The following is a 15868-nucleotide window of genomic DNA, read 5'->3' as shown; positions in this document are numbered from 1 at the left end:
CGGCCCCGAATCGCGGTGCGGCCGGACCCGGTTCGTCCCCACGCACGTCCGCGACGGAGACCTCAGTTGCAGGCGATGCCGTCGCCGTCGAAGTCGAGGTACGACGCGTAGCCGGGTTCGCCGCGGTACAGCGGCCAAGCGCCCTCGGCGCGCACCTGATCGCAGTTGGCGTAGTACCGGCGCGGGCGCTCGTCGTCGTCCTTCGGGGGCGGGACGTTGTTGCCCTTGGGACCCGGGCGGTACGTCGGCCCTGGATCGGCGTCCCTCGGACCGGAGACCACCGAGAACGGCGGCGATTCGGCGATGGCGGGTGCGGCCATCGCCAGCATGGACATGGCGCCGAAGGTCGCGGCGGCGCATCGGCGTATCACGGAATTCCTCACGTATTCAAGCTGCGCCGCCGGACGGAGTCCGTCAACCCTCGTCCGACACTCCTGTCCATGCAGGGGGTTTCGGAAAATACCGCCTGGTCTGTGGGGGTCGGCCGGTAGGGTCGATCCGATCTTGCAGAGACGTCGAGGGGTTGTGTATGGCCAGGCGGCTGGTGGCCGCGGTGGGTGCCGTGGTGTTGGGCGCCGGCGCGTTGATGTACGGCGATCGGTCGCTCGCTCTGGCGGCGCCTGGTATCGCAGTTGGTGTGCCGGGTAGTGGGCCGTGCGCGAGTGATCCACGGCCCATGCACGAGCCGCTGATCCCCAAGACGCTCGAGGTGCCGATCCCGTATCCGGTGATCACCGTGCTGCCGCCGCGCCAGCCCGATCCCGCGCCGGTGCGCACCGACATGGCGCTGCCCGAAGACCCCTGCGTCAACCCGTGCCCCGATCTCACCGACGGCCCGCCGCCTCCGCCCGGCCTCGCCACGCAGCTCGGCATTCCGGAAATCCTGTTGAATCCCCAGCCTTTCCATTTCGGAGTGCCGGGTCCCGGCCCCGATCCAGGTCCGGTCCCGCCGCCACCGCCGCGGGTCGATCCGCCTGTCGAACCCGCGGCGCAGTCGCCGGCGCGTCCGGCGCCGCGCATCACCGCCGTGCGCGAGGTGGCCAAGCAGACCGGCGCCAACTCGGTGAACCGCACCGACAAGCGTTGGCAGGTGGACGGCACCGATCTCGGCATCATGTGGGAGAGCGCGCCGGGCGAGATCGCGGTCGCGTTCGGCGACACGGTCGGTCGCGGCTTCCATCCACCCGGCGGCATGGGCGGCGACTGGCGCAGCAACGTGCTCGCCTTCAGCACCGATCGCGAACTCTCCGACGGCATGGTCTACGACCGGATGGTCACCGACGACCGCTGTCACGCCGCCGAGGTGCTGTCCAGCCGCAAGCTCGACAACGTCGAGATCACCACCATCCCGACCTCCGGTTTCGCGCTCGGCGACCGGCAGTACCTGAGCTACATGTCGATTCGCACCTGGCACAGCCTGCCCGGCACCTTCTACACCAACTACGGCGGCATCGCCTACTCCGACGATCACGGCCAGACCTGGACCAAAGACCCGCACGCACGCTGGGACAACATCTTCGGGCTGGCGAATTTCCAAGTGAGCGCGATGGTTCCGCACGGCGCCCACGTCTACGTGTTCGGCACGCCCAACACCCGGCTCGGCGCCGTCGGCCTGGCCAGGGTCGCGAAGGACCAGATCCTCAACACCACCGCCTACCAGTACTGGCGGGACGGGCAGTGGACGCCGGTCGGCGGATCGGGCGGTGCGACACCGATCGTCGACGCGCCCGCAGGCGAACTCTCCGTACGCTACGACGCGTCCCGCGACGTCTGGCAGATGAGTTACCTCGACACCTCGCGCGCCGCCATCGTTGTGCGCGAAGCGGATTCACCGCAGGGCGGGTGGTCCGCTGCGGCGCCGACGGTCACCGTGCTCGACTATCCCGAGCTGTACGGCGGTTTCCTCCACCCGTGGTCGACCGGCTCCGACCTGTACTTCAACATCACGACCTGGAGCGACTACAACGTCTACCTGATGCACGCCGCCATCGAGGAGTAGCTCAGGAGAAGCGGACCTCGGCGACGGCGCGGCCGAACAGCTTGCGGCCGTCCGAGGTGCCGCCGAGCACGATGGTGCCCGCGCGCCGCTCAGGATCGAGCGACTTGATCTTGCCGGTGAACTCGATGGTGCTCGCCGCGTCGGGGCGCACCGGAACGAAACCGGAGAAGCGGACGCTGAACTTCTCGAAGGCCGTGGGATCGCCGAGCCAGGAGGTCAGGTACTCGGCGGCCAAGCCCATGGTCAGCATGCCGTGCGCGACGACGGTCGGCAGACCGACCAGCTCCGCGGCTCGCTCGCTGAAGTGGATCGGGTTCGGATCGCCCGCGACGCCCGCGTAGTTGGCCAGGTCGCCGCGGGTCAGCGTGGCGGTCCCGGCGGGCAGCTGGTCGCCGACGGACAGCCGATCGAAGTCCTGAACGGTGTGCACGGGCCGCGGCGGAGCCACCGGTGGGTGCTCGTTCGCCTCGGACTCGATCGGGATGAGCGCGCTGTTGTCGGAGGGCTCGCCCGTCCGGTGCTCGGGACGCGAGTGCATGAAGATCTTGTCGACCGCCTCGACCAGGTTCGGGTCCACCTCGGCGCCGCGGCGGGCCACGATCGTGGTCGAGCCGATCTGGGTGATCTCGTCGTCCTGGTTCACCAGTTCGAACCTCGCGGTGACGAAGTCGTTGTCGCCGAACTGCCGCACCGACTCGATCAGGATCTGGGTGCGAATGGTGTCACCGGCCAGGATCGGCCGGTGGATCTCGAAAGTCTGGTCGGTTTGCAGGATCTGGGTCAGCTCGTAGTCGGTGAGCACCTCGTCGAGCAGGGCCTTGGTGCCCGCGGTGCCGACAACGGAGGCGAAGGTGGGCGGGGCGACGATACTGTCGTAGCCGATCTTGCGCGCGTACGGTTCCGCGTGGTGCGCGTCGTGGTAGTTCTGCACCGCGCGCGCGAACTCACGCACCTTTTCCCGGCCGACCTCGTAGTGGTCGCGAACCTGGAATCGTCGTCCCGCCAGCGCCACCGTGTCCACGGCTCGCGGCTCCACCATCGTCTGCTCCCTGCCCATGATCCGGGCCATGCTACTGGCCGTATCGGTCCGTTGACCAGGTAAGTGTGATCACTGGCACCGCTTACCCGGTTTGACGCCTACGGAGTACCCGCGGGCGGATCACAGACCTTCCAACCCGTGTCGGTTCGCTCCAAATCGAAGGTACGCGCGGAACGCTTGCTCGGATCGGCCTCGGTGTAGACCGTGGCCTGAGCGATGGCGGTGTCGTCGGTGATCCTGATCGCGTCGATGCTGTCCACCACCGGGATGTTCTTGCGCTCCTTGGAGAGTTGATGCACGCCGGCGAACTGGTCGTCGGGGATGTTCTTGTAGAAGTCGTGCAGCGGTCCGCAGGTGCTGCCGCGCAGCGACGCGAGATCGCCGTCGCGCAGCGCGCTCGTGTAGTCGCCGATGGCGTTGCGGACCTTGTCCTCCTCGGTTTCGCTGCCCGTGAGCGCGAACAGACCGACCACCGCGAGTACCAGCACCGCTACTGCCGCGCCCGCCGCGAGCAGCAAGCGCTTGGAGCGGGGTGCGGGGGTTTCGTCGGTGGACGGGGTGGGGGTCGGGGAGACGCGCTGGGGTTGGGCCATCGGGCGCGGTTGGGCCGGGGCGTTGGCCTGTGGTTGGGCCTGGCCCTTGTTGAGCGGGGCATGCGTGGGGCTGCCCGGTGCTTGTGGCTGGGCGGGGCCCTTGGTGAGGCCGTGGGCCTGCGGTTGCGCTTGTGGCTGGGCTGTGGCCGCCTGCGGGTGGCCCGGAGCCTGTGGCTGGCCTGGGCCCTGCGGTTGTGCTTGTGGCTGGGCCGGGGCCTTGCCCGGTGCATGTGGCTGAACCGAGCCCGTGCCCGAGGGCTGGGCCTGCGGGTGGCCCGAGGCGTGCGGCCGACCCGGACCCTGCGGATGGGCCTGCGGTTGGCCTGTGCCCTGCGGCTGGGCTTGTGGCTGACCCGGGGCCTTACCCTGCGCCTGCGGCTGTGCCAAGCCCTTCGCCAGCTGAGCCTGCGGGTGGGAAGAAGGCTGCGGATGTGCTTGCGGCTGAGTCGAGTCCTTGGCCGGAGATTGGGCACGGTCCTGCGGGTGAGCCGCGGGCTGCGGCTGTCCCGGTGCCTTCGGCGCCTGCGATGGGGGTTGCGCCTGCGGCTGACCTTGCTGCGGCTCGCCCTGCTGCGGCCCGCGCTGACCCGGGCCGTCCGCCAGCGACTGCGCGGGCCGAGTCGCGTTGATATCGGCGGGTGACGGCGCGGACGCGGCCTGACGCGGCTGAGCCGTCGGTCGTTGCGGCGACGGCCGAGTGTCCTCGACGTCGTCGCCCGCCGCGGGCCCGCTCGCCAGCGGACCCGAAGGACCCTGCTGACCAGCCTGTTTCGGCCCCGGCGCTGGACGCGGAGTGGTCGGCGGCTTGGACAGCGGTGGCCGCTGTCCCTGCACCCGATCGGTGCCCGCGGGCCGCTGAATCGGCAGCGCCATCGTCTTCGCGTCGTCGTCGCCCGCGTGCGGAACGATCGGCATCGCCATGGTCGCGGCATCCGCCCCGGCGATATCGTCCTGCTCGACCTGCGGCTCCCGCCGCATCACCACGGTCTGGGCGTCGGCTCCACCCGACTCCGGCTCATCCTCGTCGTCCTGCCCGACGAGATCGACCCGCCGCATGACCATGGTCTCGTAGTCGGCACTCGACGGTTGCCCACCCGCGACCTCCTGCCGCTGATCCGCCGCGGCCTGCGCCGCCCCCCGATCCCGCGGAATCTCCGTGGTCTTGGCATCGGCCGCACCGGGTTGCGCGGGAGCACCCTGCGCGGGCGCGCCTTGTCCGGCCGCCGTCTGCTGGGTGGGGGTGCCTTGCGCGGATGCGCCTTGTCCGGCCGCCGCCGTCTGGACGGAGGTGCCTTGCGCGGGCGCGCCTTGCCCGGCTGCTGCCGTCTGCTGAGTGGAAGCGCGTTGCGCGCGCGTGCCCTCTCCGGCTGCCGTCGCCTGATCGGCGGAAGCCCCTTGCGCCGACGCGCCCTGTCCGGCCGCCGTCTGCTGAGTGGTGGCACCCTGCGCTGGCGCGCCCTGTCGGGCTGCCGCCGTCTGCTGGGTGGAAGCGCCTTGCGCCGACGCGCCCTGTCCGGCCGCCGCCTGGTGAGTGGAACCGCTCTGCGCGGGCGCGCCTTGTCCGGCTGCCGCCGGCGGCTCGGCGGAAGCGCCTTGTCCCCACGCAGCCTGTCCGGCGGCCGTCTGCTGAGTGGTAGCACCTTGCGCCAGCGCTCCCTGTCGGGCTGCCGCCGTCTGCTGGGGGGAGGTGCCTTCAGCGGGCGCGCCTTGTCCGGCTGCTGCCGTCTGCCGAGGGGCAGCGCTTTGTGCGCGCGTGCCCTCTCCGGCTGCCGCCGTCTGCTGGGGAGAAAAGCCTTGCGCCGACGCGCCCTGTCCGGCTGCCGTCTGCTGAGTGGAAGCGCCTTGCGCGGACGCACCTTGCCCGGCAGCCGCCGTCCCCTGAGTGGTCGCGCCTTGCGTCGGTCCGGTCGCCGCCGACTGCTGAGTGGCCGCGCTTTGCGCCGACGCTCCCTGTCCGGTCGCCGCCGACTGCTGAGTGGCCGCGCTTTGCGCCGACGCTCCCTGTCCGGCCGCCGCCGACTGCTGAATGGAAGCGCCCTGCGCGGGCGCGCCTTGTCCGGCAGCGGTTCCCTGCCGAGCCCCACCTTGCGCGGAAACCCCGCCTTGACCAGCGATCGTCTCTCGCTGAGCATCACCGCCTTGCGCGGAGGTCGCGCCTCGACCTGCCGCGCCCTGCGGCGCGCCGCCCTGCGGTTCCGACCTCGCGCCGGACCCGGCCGCGCCCGAACCAGCGGCAGCAGCCGCCGCTTGACCCAGGCCGCCTGCGCCCGGACCTTGCTGTCCGGCGGGCACGCCCTGCTGCACGGCAGTCGCGCCTTCCTGCAACGACGGTGCGCCCTGCTGGCTGGCGGCACCTTGCTGCGCCGAGGTAACTCCGCGCTGGGTGACGGGCGCGCCCTGATGATCGACTGCGTCACTCCGGCCGCCGAAGCCGCCTTGCTGACCGGCGGCGGCAGTACCGTGCGGACGCGAGCCCTGCCCGGGCTGGCCGCCTCCGGCGGCTGCCGCGTCGTCCGGACGGGTCGCGCTACGGCCCTGCTGTCCGGCGGGCCCGCCCTGCTGCGCGGGCGAGGCACCGCTGCCCGCGACTTGGCCGGAGCCCACCGCGCCCGGACTCTGCTGGCCGCCGGCCTGAGCCGGGGCGGCCTGCTGAGCGGCGGTATCGCGTTGGCCTTGGGCCGCGTTCGGTCGGCCGCCGGACTCACCTCGCTGCGCGCCGGCATTCGGCCGACTGGCAGGAGTACCCGCGCCAGCATGGCCCGACTGTGCCGTCACGGCTCCGCCGACTGCGCCGCGCCCGGCAGCACCTGTTGCGCTGGGCTGAGCGGGTCCGCCCGCTGCGGGAGCGTTCGATCGCGCGGTAGCGGCCTCGGTCGCGTCAGTGGCAGCGCCGCGTTGTGCGTTGGCTTCTGCGGGCGTGCTTGCCGAAGCGGCGCTGGTTGCGCCGGGTGCGGAAGCGGGCACACCCTGCTCTCCGGCGGAAGCCCCAGCTCCGGCAGCTGTTGACGCTCCCGAACCGGTCGATCGTCCCGGCTCGGACGAGGCCGAGTCGCGGCGCGGAATCTCGGTGGTCGCCGCGTCGAGCAAGCCAGACCGTTCGCCGCCGGTGCCAGGACGACCGTGGGCCACGCCTTGTGACGCAGCCGCCGCGTCCTGTGCTCCTCCGCCGAGGGCGTTCGCGCTCTGCGGAATCTCGGTCGTCGCGGCGTCCGCTGGTCCGGGCCGGCCGGCGTTCGCTGTCCCGGAAATCGTTCCGCTCGCTTGGGGGGCGGGAGTCTCGTCCTGATCCCAGGCCGCGCCGAAACCTCCACCGGTGATGATCCGCGACTGACCCGCATTCGCTGTGTCTAGAGCGTCGCCCGCCGAATCGGGGGTGGCCGAGGTCGATTCCGCGTCCCGCGAGGCGGCGGGCACGGGCTGGGTAGGATCGGTGCCCCGGGGGTGTTCCGGCACGACGGGACGCTGGTCGCGCGGGTCCCGCGCTCCCGCCTGATCGGCGGAACCGGCGTCGCGTGCCGGGTTCTTCTCGTCGTTCGGGTCGGACACCTACTACCCCTCGCTCCTGCGGATCTGTGAAGTCGACGCAAGCCTAATAGGCGCAGCCGGACGAAGGCCGTCAAAAGCCCGCGCATGGCGGCAACGCTCGCGGAAGCGTCCCAGCCGCGGCGACCGGCCCGCGGGCGCCCCGCCCCCGCCGGAGTGCACAATTGACCGCATGACCTCGTTCGGTGATCTGCTCGGCCCGCAACCGGTACTGCTACCCGAAAACACTGAGGCGGAGGACGCGCTGCTCGACAACGCCGATCCGGTGCAGGTCGCGGCCGCGCACCCGGCGGCGTCGATCGCCTGGGCGCATCTCGCCGAGGCCGCGCTGGAACGGGGCGGCGCGGCGACGGCCGACGAAGTGGTGAACCACGACATCGTCGCCGCCTACGCCTTCGCCCGCACCGGCTACCACCGCGGTCTCGACCTGCTGCGCCGCAACGGCTGGAAGGGCTTCGGCCCGGTGCCGTGGAGCCACGAGCCCAACCGCGGCTTCCTGCGCAGCGTCGGCGCGCTGGCCAGGGCCGCCAAGGCGATCGGCGAGACCGAGGAATACGCACGCTGCCTGGACCTGCTGGAGGACTGCGACCCGCGCGCCGCGGCCGAGCTCGGCCTCGACTGAGTCGTCATTGATCGATCCCCAAGCGCGCATCCGCGTCGCCAAGGCAGGCGGCGCGGAGCGACTTCGCGGCGCGTGGGCGCGCCTGCGGCTCTCGGCGCTGCCGATCGTGCAGTGCGCGCTGGGTGCGGCGCTGGCCTGGTTCGTCGCGCACAACGTCATCGGCCATCCGCAGCCGTTCTTCGCGCCGACGGCCGCGGTCGTCTCGATCGGCATCTCGTTCGGCGCACGGCTCAAGCGCGCCATCGAGCTGGTCGTCGGCGTCGCGGTCGGCATCGGCATCGGCGACCTGTTCATCTCCAACGCGGGCACCGGCGTCTGGCAGATCGCGCTCGTGGTCGGCGTTGCCATGGCGCTTGCGGTGTTCCTCGACGGCGGTTCCATCATCACGATGCAGGCGGCTGGCTCGGCCGTGCTGGTCGCCACCCTGATGCCCCCTTCGGCGGGCGGCAGCTTCGACCGCATGATCGACGCGCTGGTCGGCGGCTTGGTCGGCGTGGTGATCGTGGCCGCGATCCCGCTGCATCCGGTGCGCCGCGCCCGCGAGCACGCGGGGGAAATCCTTGCGGTGATGAGCAAATCGCTGTCCGCGTGCGCCGACGGCCTGATCGAACAGGATCAGGAGAAGATCCGCGAGGCGCTGTCTGCCGCCCGCGCGACGCAGTCGCAGATCGATTCGCTGCGCTCCACTTTGGAGGGCGGCCGGGAGATCAGCCGCATCTCCCCGCTGTACTGGAACTCGCGCGCCCGCCTCGAGCGCATCCGCGCCACCGCCGACCCGCTCGACAACGCGGTCCGCAATACCAGAGTGCTGCTGCGCCGTTCGCTCACTTTGGTGCGCGACGACGAGATCCTGGACCCGCGGCTCGTCGACGAGGTGGAGCGGCTCGCCCAGGCCGTCGAGGTGGTGCGCAAGATGATGCTCGCCGATCCGGGTGAGCAGCCCGATCAGGCGGAGGCGGCCAGGGTGCTGCGTACCGTCGCCAAGGGTGCGCGTCCGGAACTCGTTGCGGGCGCGGGACTCTCGGCGCACGTGGTGTTCGCGCAGGTGCGTTCGATCGTGGTCGATCTGATGCAGGTCTGCGGCATGAAGCGCATCTCGGCGATCGCGCTTTTGCCGCCGACGGTGCCGAATCCCTATGTGCGCCCGGAGGATTGACCCGGCTACTCAGCGGATTTCGGTCACCGACGCGGTCCGCGAACCCTTCCGACGCCATCGCGACGCCGACGCGATGATCTTCGGGTAGTGCACTACTCGCGTCATTGCGCACCCCGCTCCATAACCTTCTTTCATGACCGCGACGACGAGGGGTGTCACGGTCGGACACTTCGCACGACGACGCGTCTCACCGGCCGATATGGTGTGGTGGCCGGGGCGGGTAGGGACGATATCGGCGTCGGGCGGAGCAGGTCGCCCGGTCTCGGCGAAGGCCGGGCGACCATCGTTCTCAGAGCCAGAAACGCACCAGCCCAGCGCCTCTCGCGATCCAGGACGACTCGACGCCGAACACCTCGCAGATGGCGTAGATGGCGTCGAAGAACGGTCCGTTGACCGCGGGCGTCAGGATCAGCGCGAAGAGCAGCAGCATGCCCAGCGGCTTGAGCTGGTCAAGTGAACGCCGGGTCTGGTAACTCAGCGACGGTTCGAGAATTCCGTACCCGTCGAGCCCCGGAATCGGCAACAGGTTCAACACCGCCGCGGTGACCTGGAGGAAGGCGAGGAACGCCAGCCCGTACCAGAACGCGGGATGCGAGGTCTGGCTGCCGAACACCTCCACGACGACGAGCAGCAGCACCGCGAACGCCGCGTTGACCGCCGGACCCGCGCCGCTGATCAGCCGCTGCATCCGCGGGCTGACGCTGTGCGTGTGCACGTACACCGCGCCGCCTGGCAGACCGAAACCGCCGAGCGCGATGAACACCACCGGCAACACGATCGACAGCAGCGGATGCGAGTACTTCAGCGGATTCAGCGTGAGATACCCGCGCAGCTCCACTTCGTGATCGCCTGCGCGCCAAGCCATGTACGCGTGCGCGAACTCGTGCAGACACAGCGTCACGATCCAGCCCGCGACAACGAGCACGAAGACGCCGACCTCGGCCCGCGTCGAACCGTAGTCGGAGGCCCAGGCCAGCACGCCGCCCGCGACGGTGATCGCGACGACAAGCAGGAAGACCGGACTCGGCCGAACCGCGCCGAGACCCGTTCGGCGCTGCGGGAAGGAGTAATTCATCGCACCAGTAGCCAGGTTTCGTTGTGCCGGTAGAAGGTCGAGCGCGGCACAGTGCGCTCGGTGAGAATGCCGTCGCGGGTCACCACTGCGCCAGGAGTCCCCAGTTGCGCGGCCCTGCCCTCGACCCACCGGCGCTTACGCAGACCCTTCCGCACGGTCGCCCGGACGCCGGGCATGTGCAGGGTGGGGGAGATGTGCATCGCGGTGACCTTGCCGGAGAACAGCTGGGTGTCGTCCACGTAGGCCTCGCCCTCCAGCTTGCCGCCTTCGGGACCTGTGATGGTTGCCCGTCCGACCAGCACTTTTCCGGTGTCGTCGCGGATCAGCGGAGTCTCGCGCGCCTTGCCCTCGATCGCGCGTTTGGCCGCGGCGTTGCCGGTGCCGGTCTGGTAGGCGCGCGAGCCGTAGGTCTTGTCGATCGGCACGTAACCGATCTCGACGTGCAGCCGCTCGGTCCGCATCAGATGGGTCAGCACCGCGGCCAGCGCGGCGTCCTCGCCGAGCACGATCAGACGCGGCAGGCTGTCGGCGGCGAGCACGGGAAGCAGTTCATCGATCACCGCGGTGTCCGGGATTGCGGCAGTCTGAGTAGTGGGTAGTGCGGCGAGGGCGATCGGGACCGGCGCGCCATCGCAGCGGAGAACATGGGTACTCAAACGGCCGTACACCCTCCTCGAATCCTGCCGGCACACCCCACCGGCTCCCTCGCACCTTTCGGGCGGGCACGCTGCCCCGGTCCGCCCGCAGCAACCATAGCCGTGTTCAACCCGCCGCGCCCGGGCCGAGTCGGCATTGTGACCGGCGCGGGGTGCCTTCCCGCCGGGGTGCCCTAGGCCATTCGGTAAACTGTGCTTCCGGCCACCGCCTCAGTACGGCAGGTAGCTGCAACACGGGTGTGTTGCGCGTCGAACCGTAGGAGACACCACCATGCCGGCAATCGTCCTCATCGGCGCCCAGTGGGGCGACGAGGGTAAGGGCAAAGCGACCGACCTGCTCGGCGGCAGACTGCAATGGGTGGTCCGATACCAAGGCGGCAACAACGCGGGCCATACCGTGGTGCTGCCCAACGGCGACAAGTTCGCGCTGCACCTCATCCCCTCCGGCATCCTGACTCCCGGTGTGCGCAACGTCATCGGCAACGGTGTCGTGGTGGATCCCGGTGTGCTGCTCGCCGAACTGGCCGGACTGGAGGACCGCGGCGTCGACACCTCCGGCCTGCTGCTCTCGGCCGACGCGCACCTGATCATGCCGTACCACGTGGCCATCGATAAGGTCACCGAACGCTTCCTCGGCAACAAGAAGATCGGCACCACCGGCCGCGGCATCGGCCCCTGCTACCAGGACAAGGTGGCGCGCGTCGGCGTGCGCGTCGCGGACGTGCTCGACGAGAAGATCCTCACCCAGAAGGTCGAGGCCGCCCTGGAGTTCAAGAACCAGGTGCTGGTGAAAATCTACAACCGCCGCGCGCTCGATCCGCAGCAGGTGGTGAACGAAGTGCTTTCCATGGCGGAAAGCTTCAAGCACCGCATCGCCGATACCCGGTTGCAGCTGAACGAGGCCCTCGAGCGCGGAGAAACCGTGCTACTCGAGGGATCTCAGGGCACCCTGCTCGACGTCGATCACGGCACCTACCCGTATGTCACGTCGTCCAACCCGACTTCGGGCGGCGCGGCCGTCGGTTCCGGCATCGGACCGAACAAAATCAACACGGTGCTCGGCATCCTCAAGTGCTACACGACCCGCGTCGGTTCGGGCCCCTTCCCGACCGAACTGTTCGACCAGTACGGCGAATTCCTCGCCAAGCAGGGTGGTGAGGTCGGCGTCACGACCGGCCGCGCGCGGCGCTGCGGCTGGTTCGACGCAGTGATCGCCCGGTACGCGACCCGCGTCAACGGCATCACCGACTACTTCCTCACCAAGCTGGATGTACTGTCCAGCTTGGACCGGGTACCGATCTGCGTCGCGTACGAAATCGATGGTAAGCGCGTCGACCAGATGCCGACCACCCAGACCGAGTTCCACCACGCCAAGCCGATTTACGAGGAAGTGCCCGGTTGGTGGGAGGACATCTCGGGGGCGCGAACCTTCGAGGATCTGCCCGCCAACGCGCAGGCGTACGTGCGGCGGCTAGAGGAGCTCTCCGGCGCGCGGATCTCCTGCATCGGCGTCGGTCCCGGACGTGACCAGACGATCGTTCGGCACGACGTCCTCGGCTGAACCACAGCGTTTTCCGTTTCGCGACGCGCTGAGCACGTCCGCCATTCGCAGTTTCATCTTCGATCATGAACTGTGAAGAACTACAGTTGAGGCATGGCTCGGAACTGGCCGATGATCGAGCGCGAGACCGAGTTCGAAGCGATCCGGTCCGCACTCACCGGTTCGACGTACGTGGGTGCTGTCCTGACCGGCGATGCCGGAGTGGGTAAGACGACGCTGGCGAGACAGGCGACCGCGGCGGTCGGCGGAAATATTCGGTGGGTAGCGGGCACGGAGTCGGCCCGCAGTATCCCGCTGGGCGTGTTCGCGCACATGGTCGGTGTCTACACGGCACACGATCCGGTGACGTTCATGTCCGCCGCGCGTGAGGCGCTGCTCGCCGACGGGCACACCATCATCGGTGTCGACGACGCTCATCTTCTGGACCAACTGTCCGCAACCTTGCTGTTGCAGTTGGCCATCGACAAGGCCGCCCACATCGTCGCCACCGTGCGCAGCGGGGTCCAGGTACCCGACGCGGTGACCTCGCTGTGGAAGGACGGGCACCTGCTTCGCGTCGACCTCAACCCGTTCACCCAGCCGCAGAGCGTGGCTCTCGTCGAGTCGATGCTCGGCGGTCAGCTCGAGGGTTTCACCGCCAATCTGATGTGGGAGTCCTCCGGCGGAAACGCCCTGTTTCTGCGGCATTTGGTGGAGGGAGCGCTGGAGGCGGGCACCCTGCGCCAGGTGAACGGCGTCTGGCAGCTGCGTGGGCGCGCCGCCGTGACCTCGGAATTGGCCGCGCTGCTGGAGGATCGGGTCGAGCAGCTGCCGGAGCAGGTGCTGCGCGTGCTGGAACTGCTCACCTTCTGCGAGCCGATCGATCTCGACGTGCTCGCGGAACTGGCCGGTGAGGACGCGGTGGAGGCCGCCGAAAGCCGCGGTGTGATCCGAGTTGTGGAGAACTCGCACCAGCTCATCGTGCGCTACAACCATCCGCTGTTCGGTGAGGTCATCCGGCGCAGGTTGGGTATCGCGTCGGCCAGGCGGCTGCGCGGCAAGCTGTACTCCTCGCTCAAGGAGCGGCGCATCAACTCCGCCGCCGACCGCATCCGATTGGCCGAATTAGCCTTGGACAGCGACAAATCCGCCGATCTGGAACTCTTCGAGGCGGCCGCCGCCGATGCCATCAACTTGGCCAACCTGCCGCTCGGCGAGCGGTTCGCCAGGGCAGCGGTGGAGCGGCGCGGCGGCGTCGAGTCGGCCGATCTGCTGGCCAGAGCGCTGCTGTGGCAGGGGCACCGGATCGAAGCCGAGCGCACGCTGGCCAGCTTCGACGCCGATCAGCTCAACGAGGTGCAACTGGCCCGCTGGGGCAGCACCCGGGTGTCGAACCTGTTGTGGGCCATGGGCGATGCCGATCGCGCCGACGAGGTGCTCGCCGATATCCGGGCCAGGGTGCGTCATCCGAAGATCATCGCCACGCTTGGCGGACTCGCCTCGGCGTGCGCGGTGAACGAGAACCGCATCGAGGACGCGTTCGCCGAGGCGGAAGCGGTGATGACCACGAAAGGCGCTCCGCCGTGGGCGGTCTGGTGGGCTTCCTTCGGCGGCGGGCTGGCACTGGCGCTGATGGGCAAGGCCGAGGCGGCCAGGCAGTACGCCGCGCGCGGGCACGAGGTGGAGCGCGAGATCGACGGGCTCAACCGGTTCATATCCACCCACGGCGAGGTGCTCGCGCTCATCTACAGCGGTGAGTTCGAGGCCGCGAGGCGCTGTGCCACACCGTATTTCGGATACTCCGCGCCGGGACAGTATCTGGCGTGGGGCTTGTCGAAGATCCTGCAAGGCACCGTCGACGTGGCGCAGGGGCGTTTCATCGACGGCATCGAGCACTTGGAGCAGGCACTCGCCGCGTTGACCACCGAAGGCGCGGCGGCGTGGTTGTTCCCCGCGAGAATCCGTCTGGCGGAAGCGTATTCGGCCTTGGGCCGCGCGCAGGACGCCGCCGAGTCGGTGGCCGAGGCGGCGCGGCGCGGCGGTCGGCACAGCGCGGTCTACGAGCCGCAGCTGGAGATCGCCAAGGCTTGCGTCGCGGGCGCCGAGGGCACCGTCACTCCGGCCGTCCGCTTGGCGATCGGCGCCGCCGACTCGGCCGCCCGCTCGCACCAGCACGCGATCGAGGCGATGGCGCTGCACACCGCGGCCCGCTTCGGCGACCATTCCGTGGCCGGTCGGCTCGCGGACCTCGCGGCTCGGGTGGACGGCCGCCTCGTGCAGATCCAAGCCAAACACGCGGTGGCGCTCGCCGCCCACGACGGACCCGGACTCGACGCCGCCGCAAGCGAATTCGAGGCCATCGGCGCGGTGCTCTCGGCCGCCGACGCCGCCGCCCAAGCCGCGTCCGCGCACGAGCGCGCGGGCGACCGCCGCCGCCTCCTCGAATCCGCGGCCGCCGCCAACCGCCTCGCCGCGGCCTGCGGCGGCGCCGCCACCCCCGCCCTGCGCAAGGCAGCCCAACCCCTACCCCTCACCGCCCGCGAACGCGAAATCGCGAACCTCGTCGCCGCGGGCCTGTCCAACCGCCAGATCGCCGACCGCCTCACCGTGTCGGTCCGCACCGTCGAGGGCCACCTCTACCGCGCCTGCATCAAGATGGACGTCACCGACCGCGAGTCGCTGGGGGCGTTGATGCGGGGGGAGTCGTCGGCCTGAGGTTCTGGCGGCGTTGTGCTGGCGGGGTGCTGCGGTAACGGCGGGCTGATCATGCGACGGCGGCAAGTCTGGCGGTGATCACGGCGGCCGCCGACGGCGTGCATTGTGATGCTGGTGGCCGGGCTGCGTCGATCGTCCCGGTGGGTCCGCCACATTCGGGTGCTTCGGTTTGCGGAGCGGCGTCGGTCGAGCTGGCTGCGTTGCATTGAGGCGGCGTTGTTGCATCGAGGCGGTGTGGAAGCGGCCTGCACAATGCTGCTGGGGGTGTTGATGCGGGTGAGTTGTCGGCCGGAGGTTTCCGCGCGGCGTTGTGCTGGGGGCGCTGCGGCGACGGCGGGCTGATCGTGCCACGGTGGCAAGCCTGGCGGTGATCACGGCGGCCACGTCGGCGCCTGCAGCCGGGCTGCGTCGATCGCCCCGGCGCGACCGCCACATTCGGGCGCTTTCGGCTTGCGGGGAGGCTTCGGTCGATCGGCTGCGTTGCATCGGGGCGGCGTGGTTGCGGCCTGCACAATGCTGCTGGGGGCGTTGATACGGGTGAGTTGTCGGCCGGAGGTTTCCGCGCGGCGTTGTGCTGGCGGAGCGCAGCGGCGACGGTGGGCTGATCGTGTCACGGCGGCAAGCCCGGCGATGATCAGGCGGCCGCCGATGGCGTGCATGGCGATGGCGGCGGCCGGGCTGCGTCGATCGCCCCGGCGCGACCGCCACATTCGGGTGCTCCGGTTTGCTTGCGGCACCGGCACCGGCACCGGCACCGCGGCATGTGGTCCGGCTGTCGGCCGCTGTGCCGTGGTCCCGAGCACCGGGGTACCGTTTGCCGCCTGCTCGGCCAGAGTGCGCTTGCCCCTGACCGGGCCGGTCGCCGCAATCTCCGGCGGCATATCCGTGGCGCTTCGGATCTGACGGGAGAGAAATGGTGGCTCTCGGTGG

11 protein-coding genes are annotated in these 15868 nt (G+C 70.0%); 5 read left to right on the top strand and 6 right to left on the bottom strand.

All coding sequences use genetic code 11. The features are described from left to right. Positions 1-62: 62 nt before the first annotated feature. Positions 63-371: an excalibur calcium-binding domain-containing protein gene (locus NAM01S_RS30140; RefSeq protein ID WP_245910284.1), complete on the bottom strand. Its 309-nt coding sequence runs from the start codon at positions 369-371 to the stop codon at positions 63-65. 158 nt (positions 372-529) lie between these two features. Between NAM01S_RS30140 and NAM01S_RS30135 the strand changes: the two genes are divergently transcribed. Further along, complete coding sequence (locus tag NAM01S_RS30135) at positions 530-1999, top strand: glycoside hydrolase family 183 protein (RefSeq protein ID WP_067791733.1); 1470 nt, start codon at positions 530-532, stop codon at positions 1997-1999. A 1-nt stretch (position 2000) separates the two neighbouring features. Here NAM01S_RS30135 and NAM01S_RS30130 read toward each other — a convergent pair whose 3' ends face one another. After that, entirely contained in the window at positions 2001-3038 is a 1038-nt protein-coding gene (locus tag NAM01S_RS30130; RefSeq protein WP_253799139.1) for a fused (3R)-hydroxyacyl-ACP dehydratase subunits HadA/HadB, read from the bottom strand. 98 nt (positions 3039-3136) lie between these two features. Beyond that, the gene (locus tag NAM01S_RS35455) at positions 3137-6235 is read right to left on the bottom strand and encodes an Rv0361 family membrane protein (protein ID WP_157107975.1); all 3099 of its coding nucleotides are present in this window, start codon (positions 6233-6235) and stop codon (positions 3137-3139) included. Between the two features lie 1111 nt (positions 6236-7346). Between NAM01S_RS35455 and NAM01S_RS30115 the strand changes: the two genes are divergently transcribed. Together NAM01S_RS30115 and NAM01S_RS30110 are read left to right on the top strand one after the other, a co-directional pair. After that, a complete protein-coding gene (locus tag NAM01S_RS30115; RefSeq protein ID WP_067791727.1) occupies positions 7347-7796 on the top strand; it encodes a DUF3151 domain-containing protein in 450 nt (149 codons plus the stop codon). Between the two features lie 7 nt (positions 7797-7803). Beyond that, positions 7804-8952 (top strand): FUSC family protein, encoded by a 1149-nt coding sequence (locus NAM01S_RS30110; protein WP_084483425.1) that lies wholly within the window; start codon positions 7804-7806, stop codon positions 8950-8952. Positions 8953-9241: 289 nt separating this feature from the next. On the opposite strand, the gene NAM01S_RS30105 is transcribed toward NAM01S_RS30110, so the two are convergent. Then, positions 9242-10027 (bottom strand): site-2 protease family protein, encoded by a 786-nt coding sequence (locus tag NAM01S_RS30105; protein ID WP_067791725.1) that lies wholly within the window; start codon positions 10025-10027, stop codon positions 9242-9244. Beyond that, positions 10024-10683, bottom strand: coding sequence for a hypothetical protein (locus NAM01S_RS30100; RefSeq protein ID WP_067791722.1), 660 nt, complete (start codon positions 10681-10683; stop codon positions 10024-10026). The genes NAM01S_RS30105 and NAM01S_RS30100 overlap by 4 nt, the downstream gene beginning before the upstream one ends. 271 nt (positions 10684-10954) lie before the next feature. On the opposite strand from NAM01S_RS30100, the gene NAM01S_RS30095 reads away from it, so the two are divergent. Both NAM01S_RS30095 and NAM01S_RS30090 read left to right on the top strand, forming a co-directional pair. Further along, the gene (locus NAM01S_RS30095; RefSeq protein WP_067791720.1) at positions 10955-12244 is read left to right on the top strand and encodes an adenylosuccinate synthase; all 1290 of its coding nucleotides are present in this window, start codon (positions 10955-10957) and stop codon (positions 12242-12244) included. A 93-nt stretch (positions 12245-12337) separates the two neighbouring features. After that, entirely contained in the window at positions 12338-14938 is a 2601-nt protein-coding gene (locus NAM01S_RS30090) for a helix-turn-helix transcriptional regulator (protein ID WP_067791719.1), read from the top strand. A 371-nt stretch (positions 14939-15309) separates the two neighbouring features. Here NAM01S_RS30090 and NAM01S_RS36245 read toward each other — a convergent pair. Next, positions 15310-15868 (bottom strand): hypothetical protein (locus NAM01S_RS36245; RefSeq protein WP_218018482.1); only part of this gene is annotated, 559 nt, incomplete at its 5' end.

Origin of the sequence: Nocardia amikacinitolerans NBRC 108937 (assembly GCF_001612615.1) — a bacterium.
Taxonomy (GTDB): Bacteria; Actinomycetota; Actinomycetes; order Mycobacteriales; family Mycobacteriaceae; genus Nocardia; species Nocardia amikacinitolerans.
Note: the sequence above shows the minus strand (reverse complement) of the source record. Positions and strands in the feature narration are given on the sequence as shown.

Coding starts and splice junctions, on each gene's coding strand:
- NAM01S_RS30105 (WP_067791725.1), bottom strand. CDS start 10,027: ATGAATTACTCCTTCCCGCAGCGCCGAACGGGTCTCGGCGCGGTTCGG.
- NAM01S_RS30095 (WP_067791720.1), top strand. CDS start 10,955: ATGCCGGCAATCGTCCTCATCGGCGCCCAGTGGGGCGACGAGGGTAAG.
- NAM01S_RS30115 (WP_067791727.1), top strand. CDS start 7,347: ATGACCTCGTTCGGTGATCTGCTCGGCCCGCAACCGGTACTGCTACCC.
- NAM01S_RS30135 (WP_067791733.1), top strand. CDS start 530: ATGGCCAGGCGGCTGGTGGCCGCGGTGGGTGCCGTGGTGTTGGGCGCC.
- NAM01S_RS30130 (WP_253799139.1), bottom strand. CDS start 3,038: ATGGTGGAGCCGCGAGCCGTGGACACGGTGGCGCTGGCGGGACGACGA.
- NAM01S_RS30090 (WP_067791719.1), top strand. CDS start 12,338: ATGGCTCGGAACTGGCCGATGATCGAGCGCGAGACCGAGTTCGAAGCG.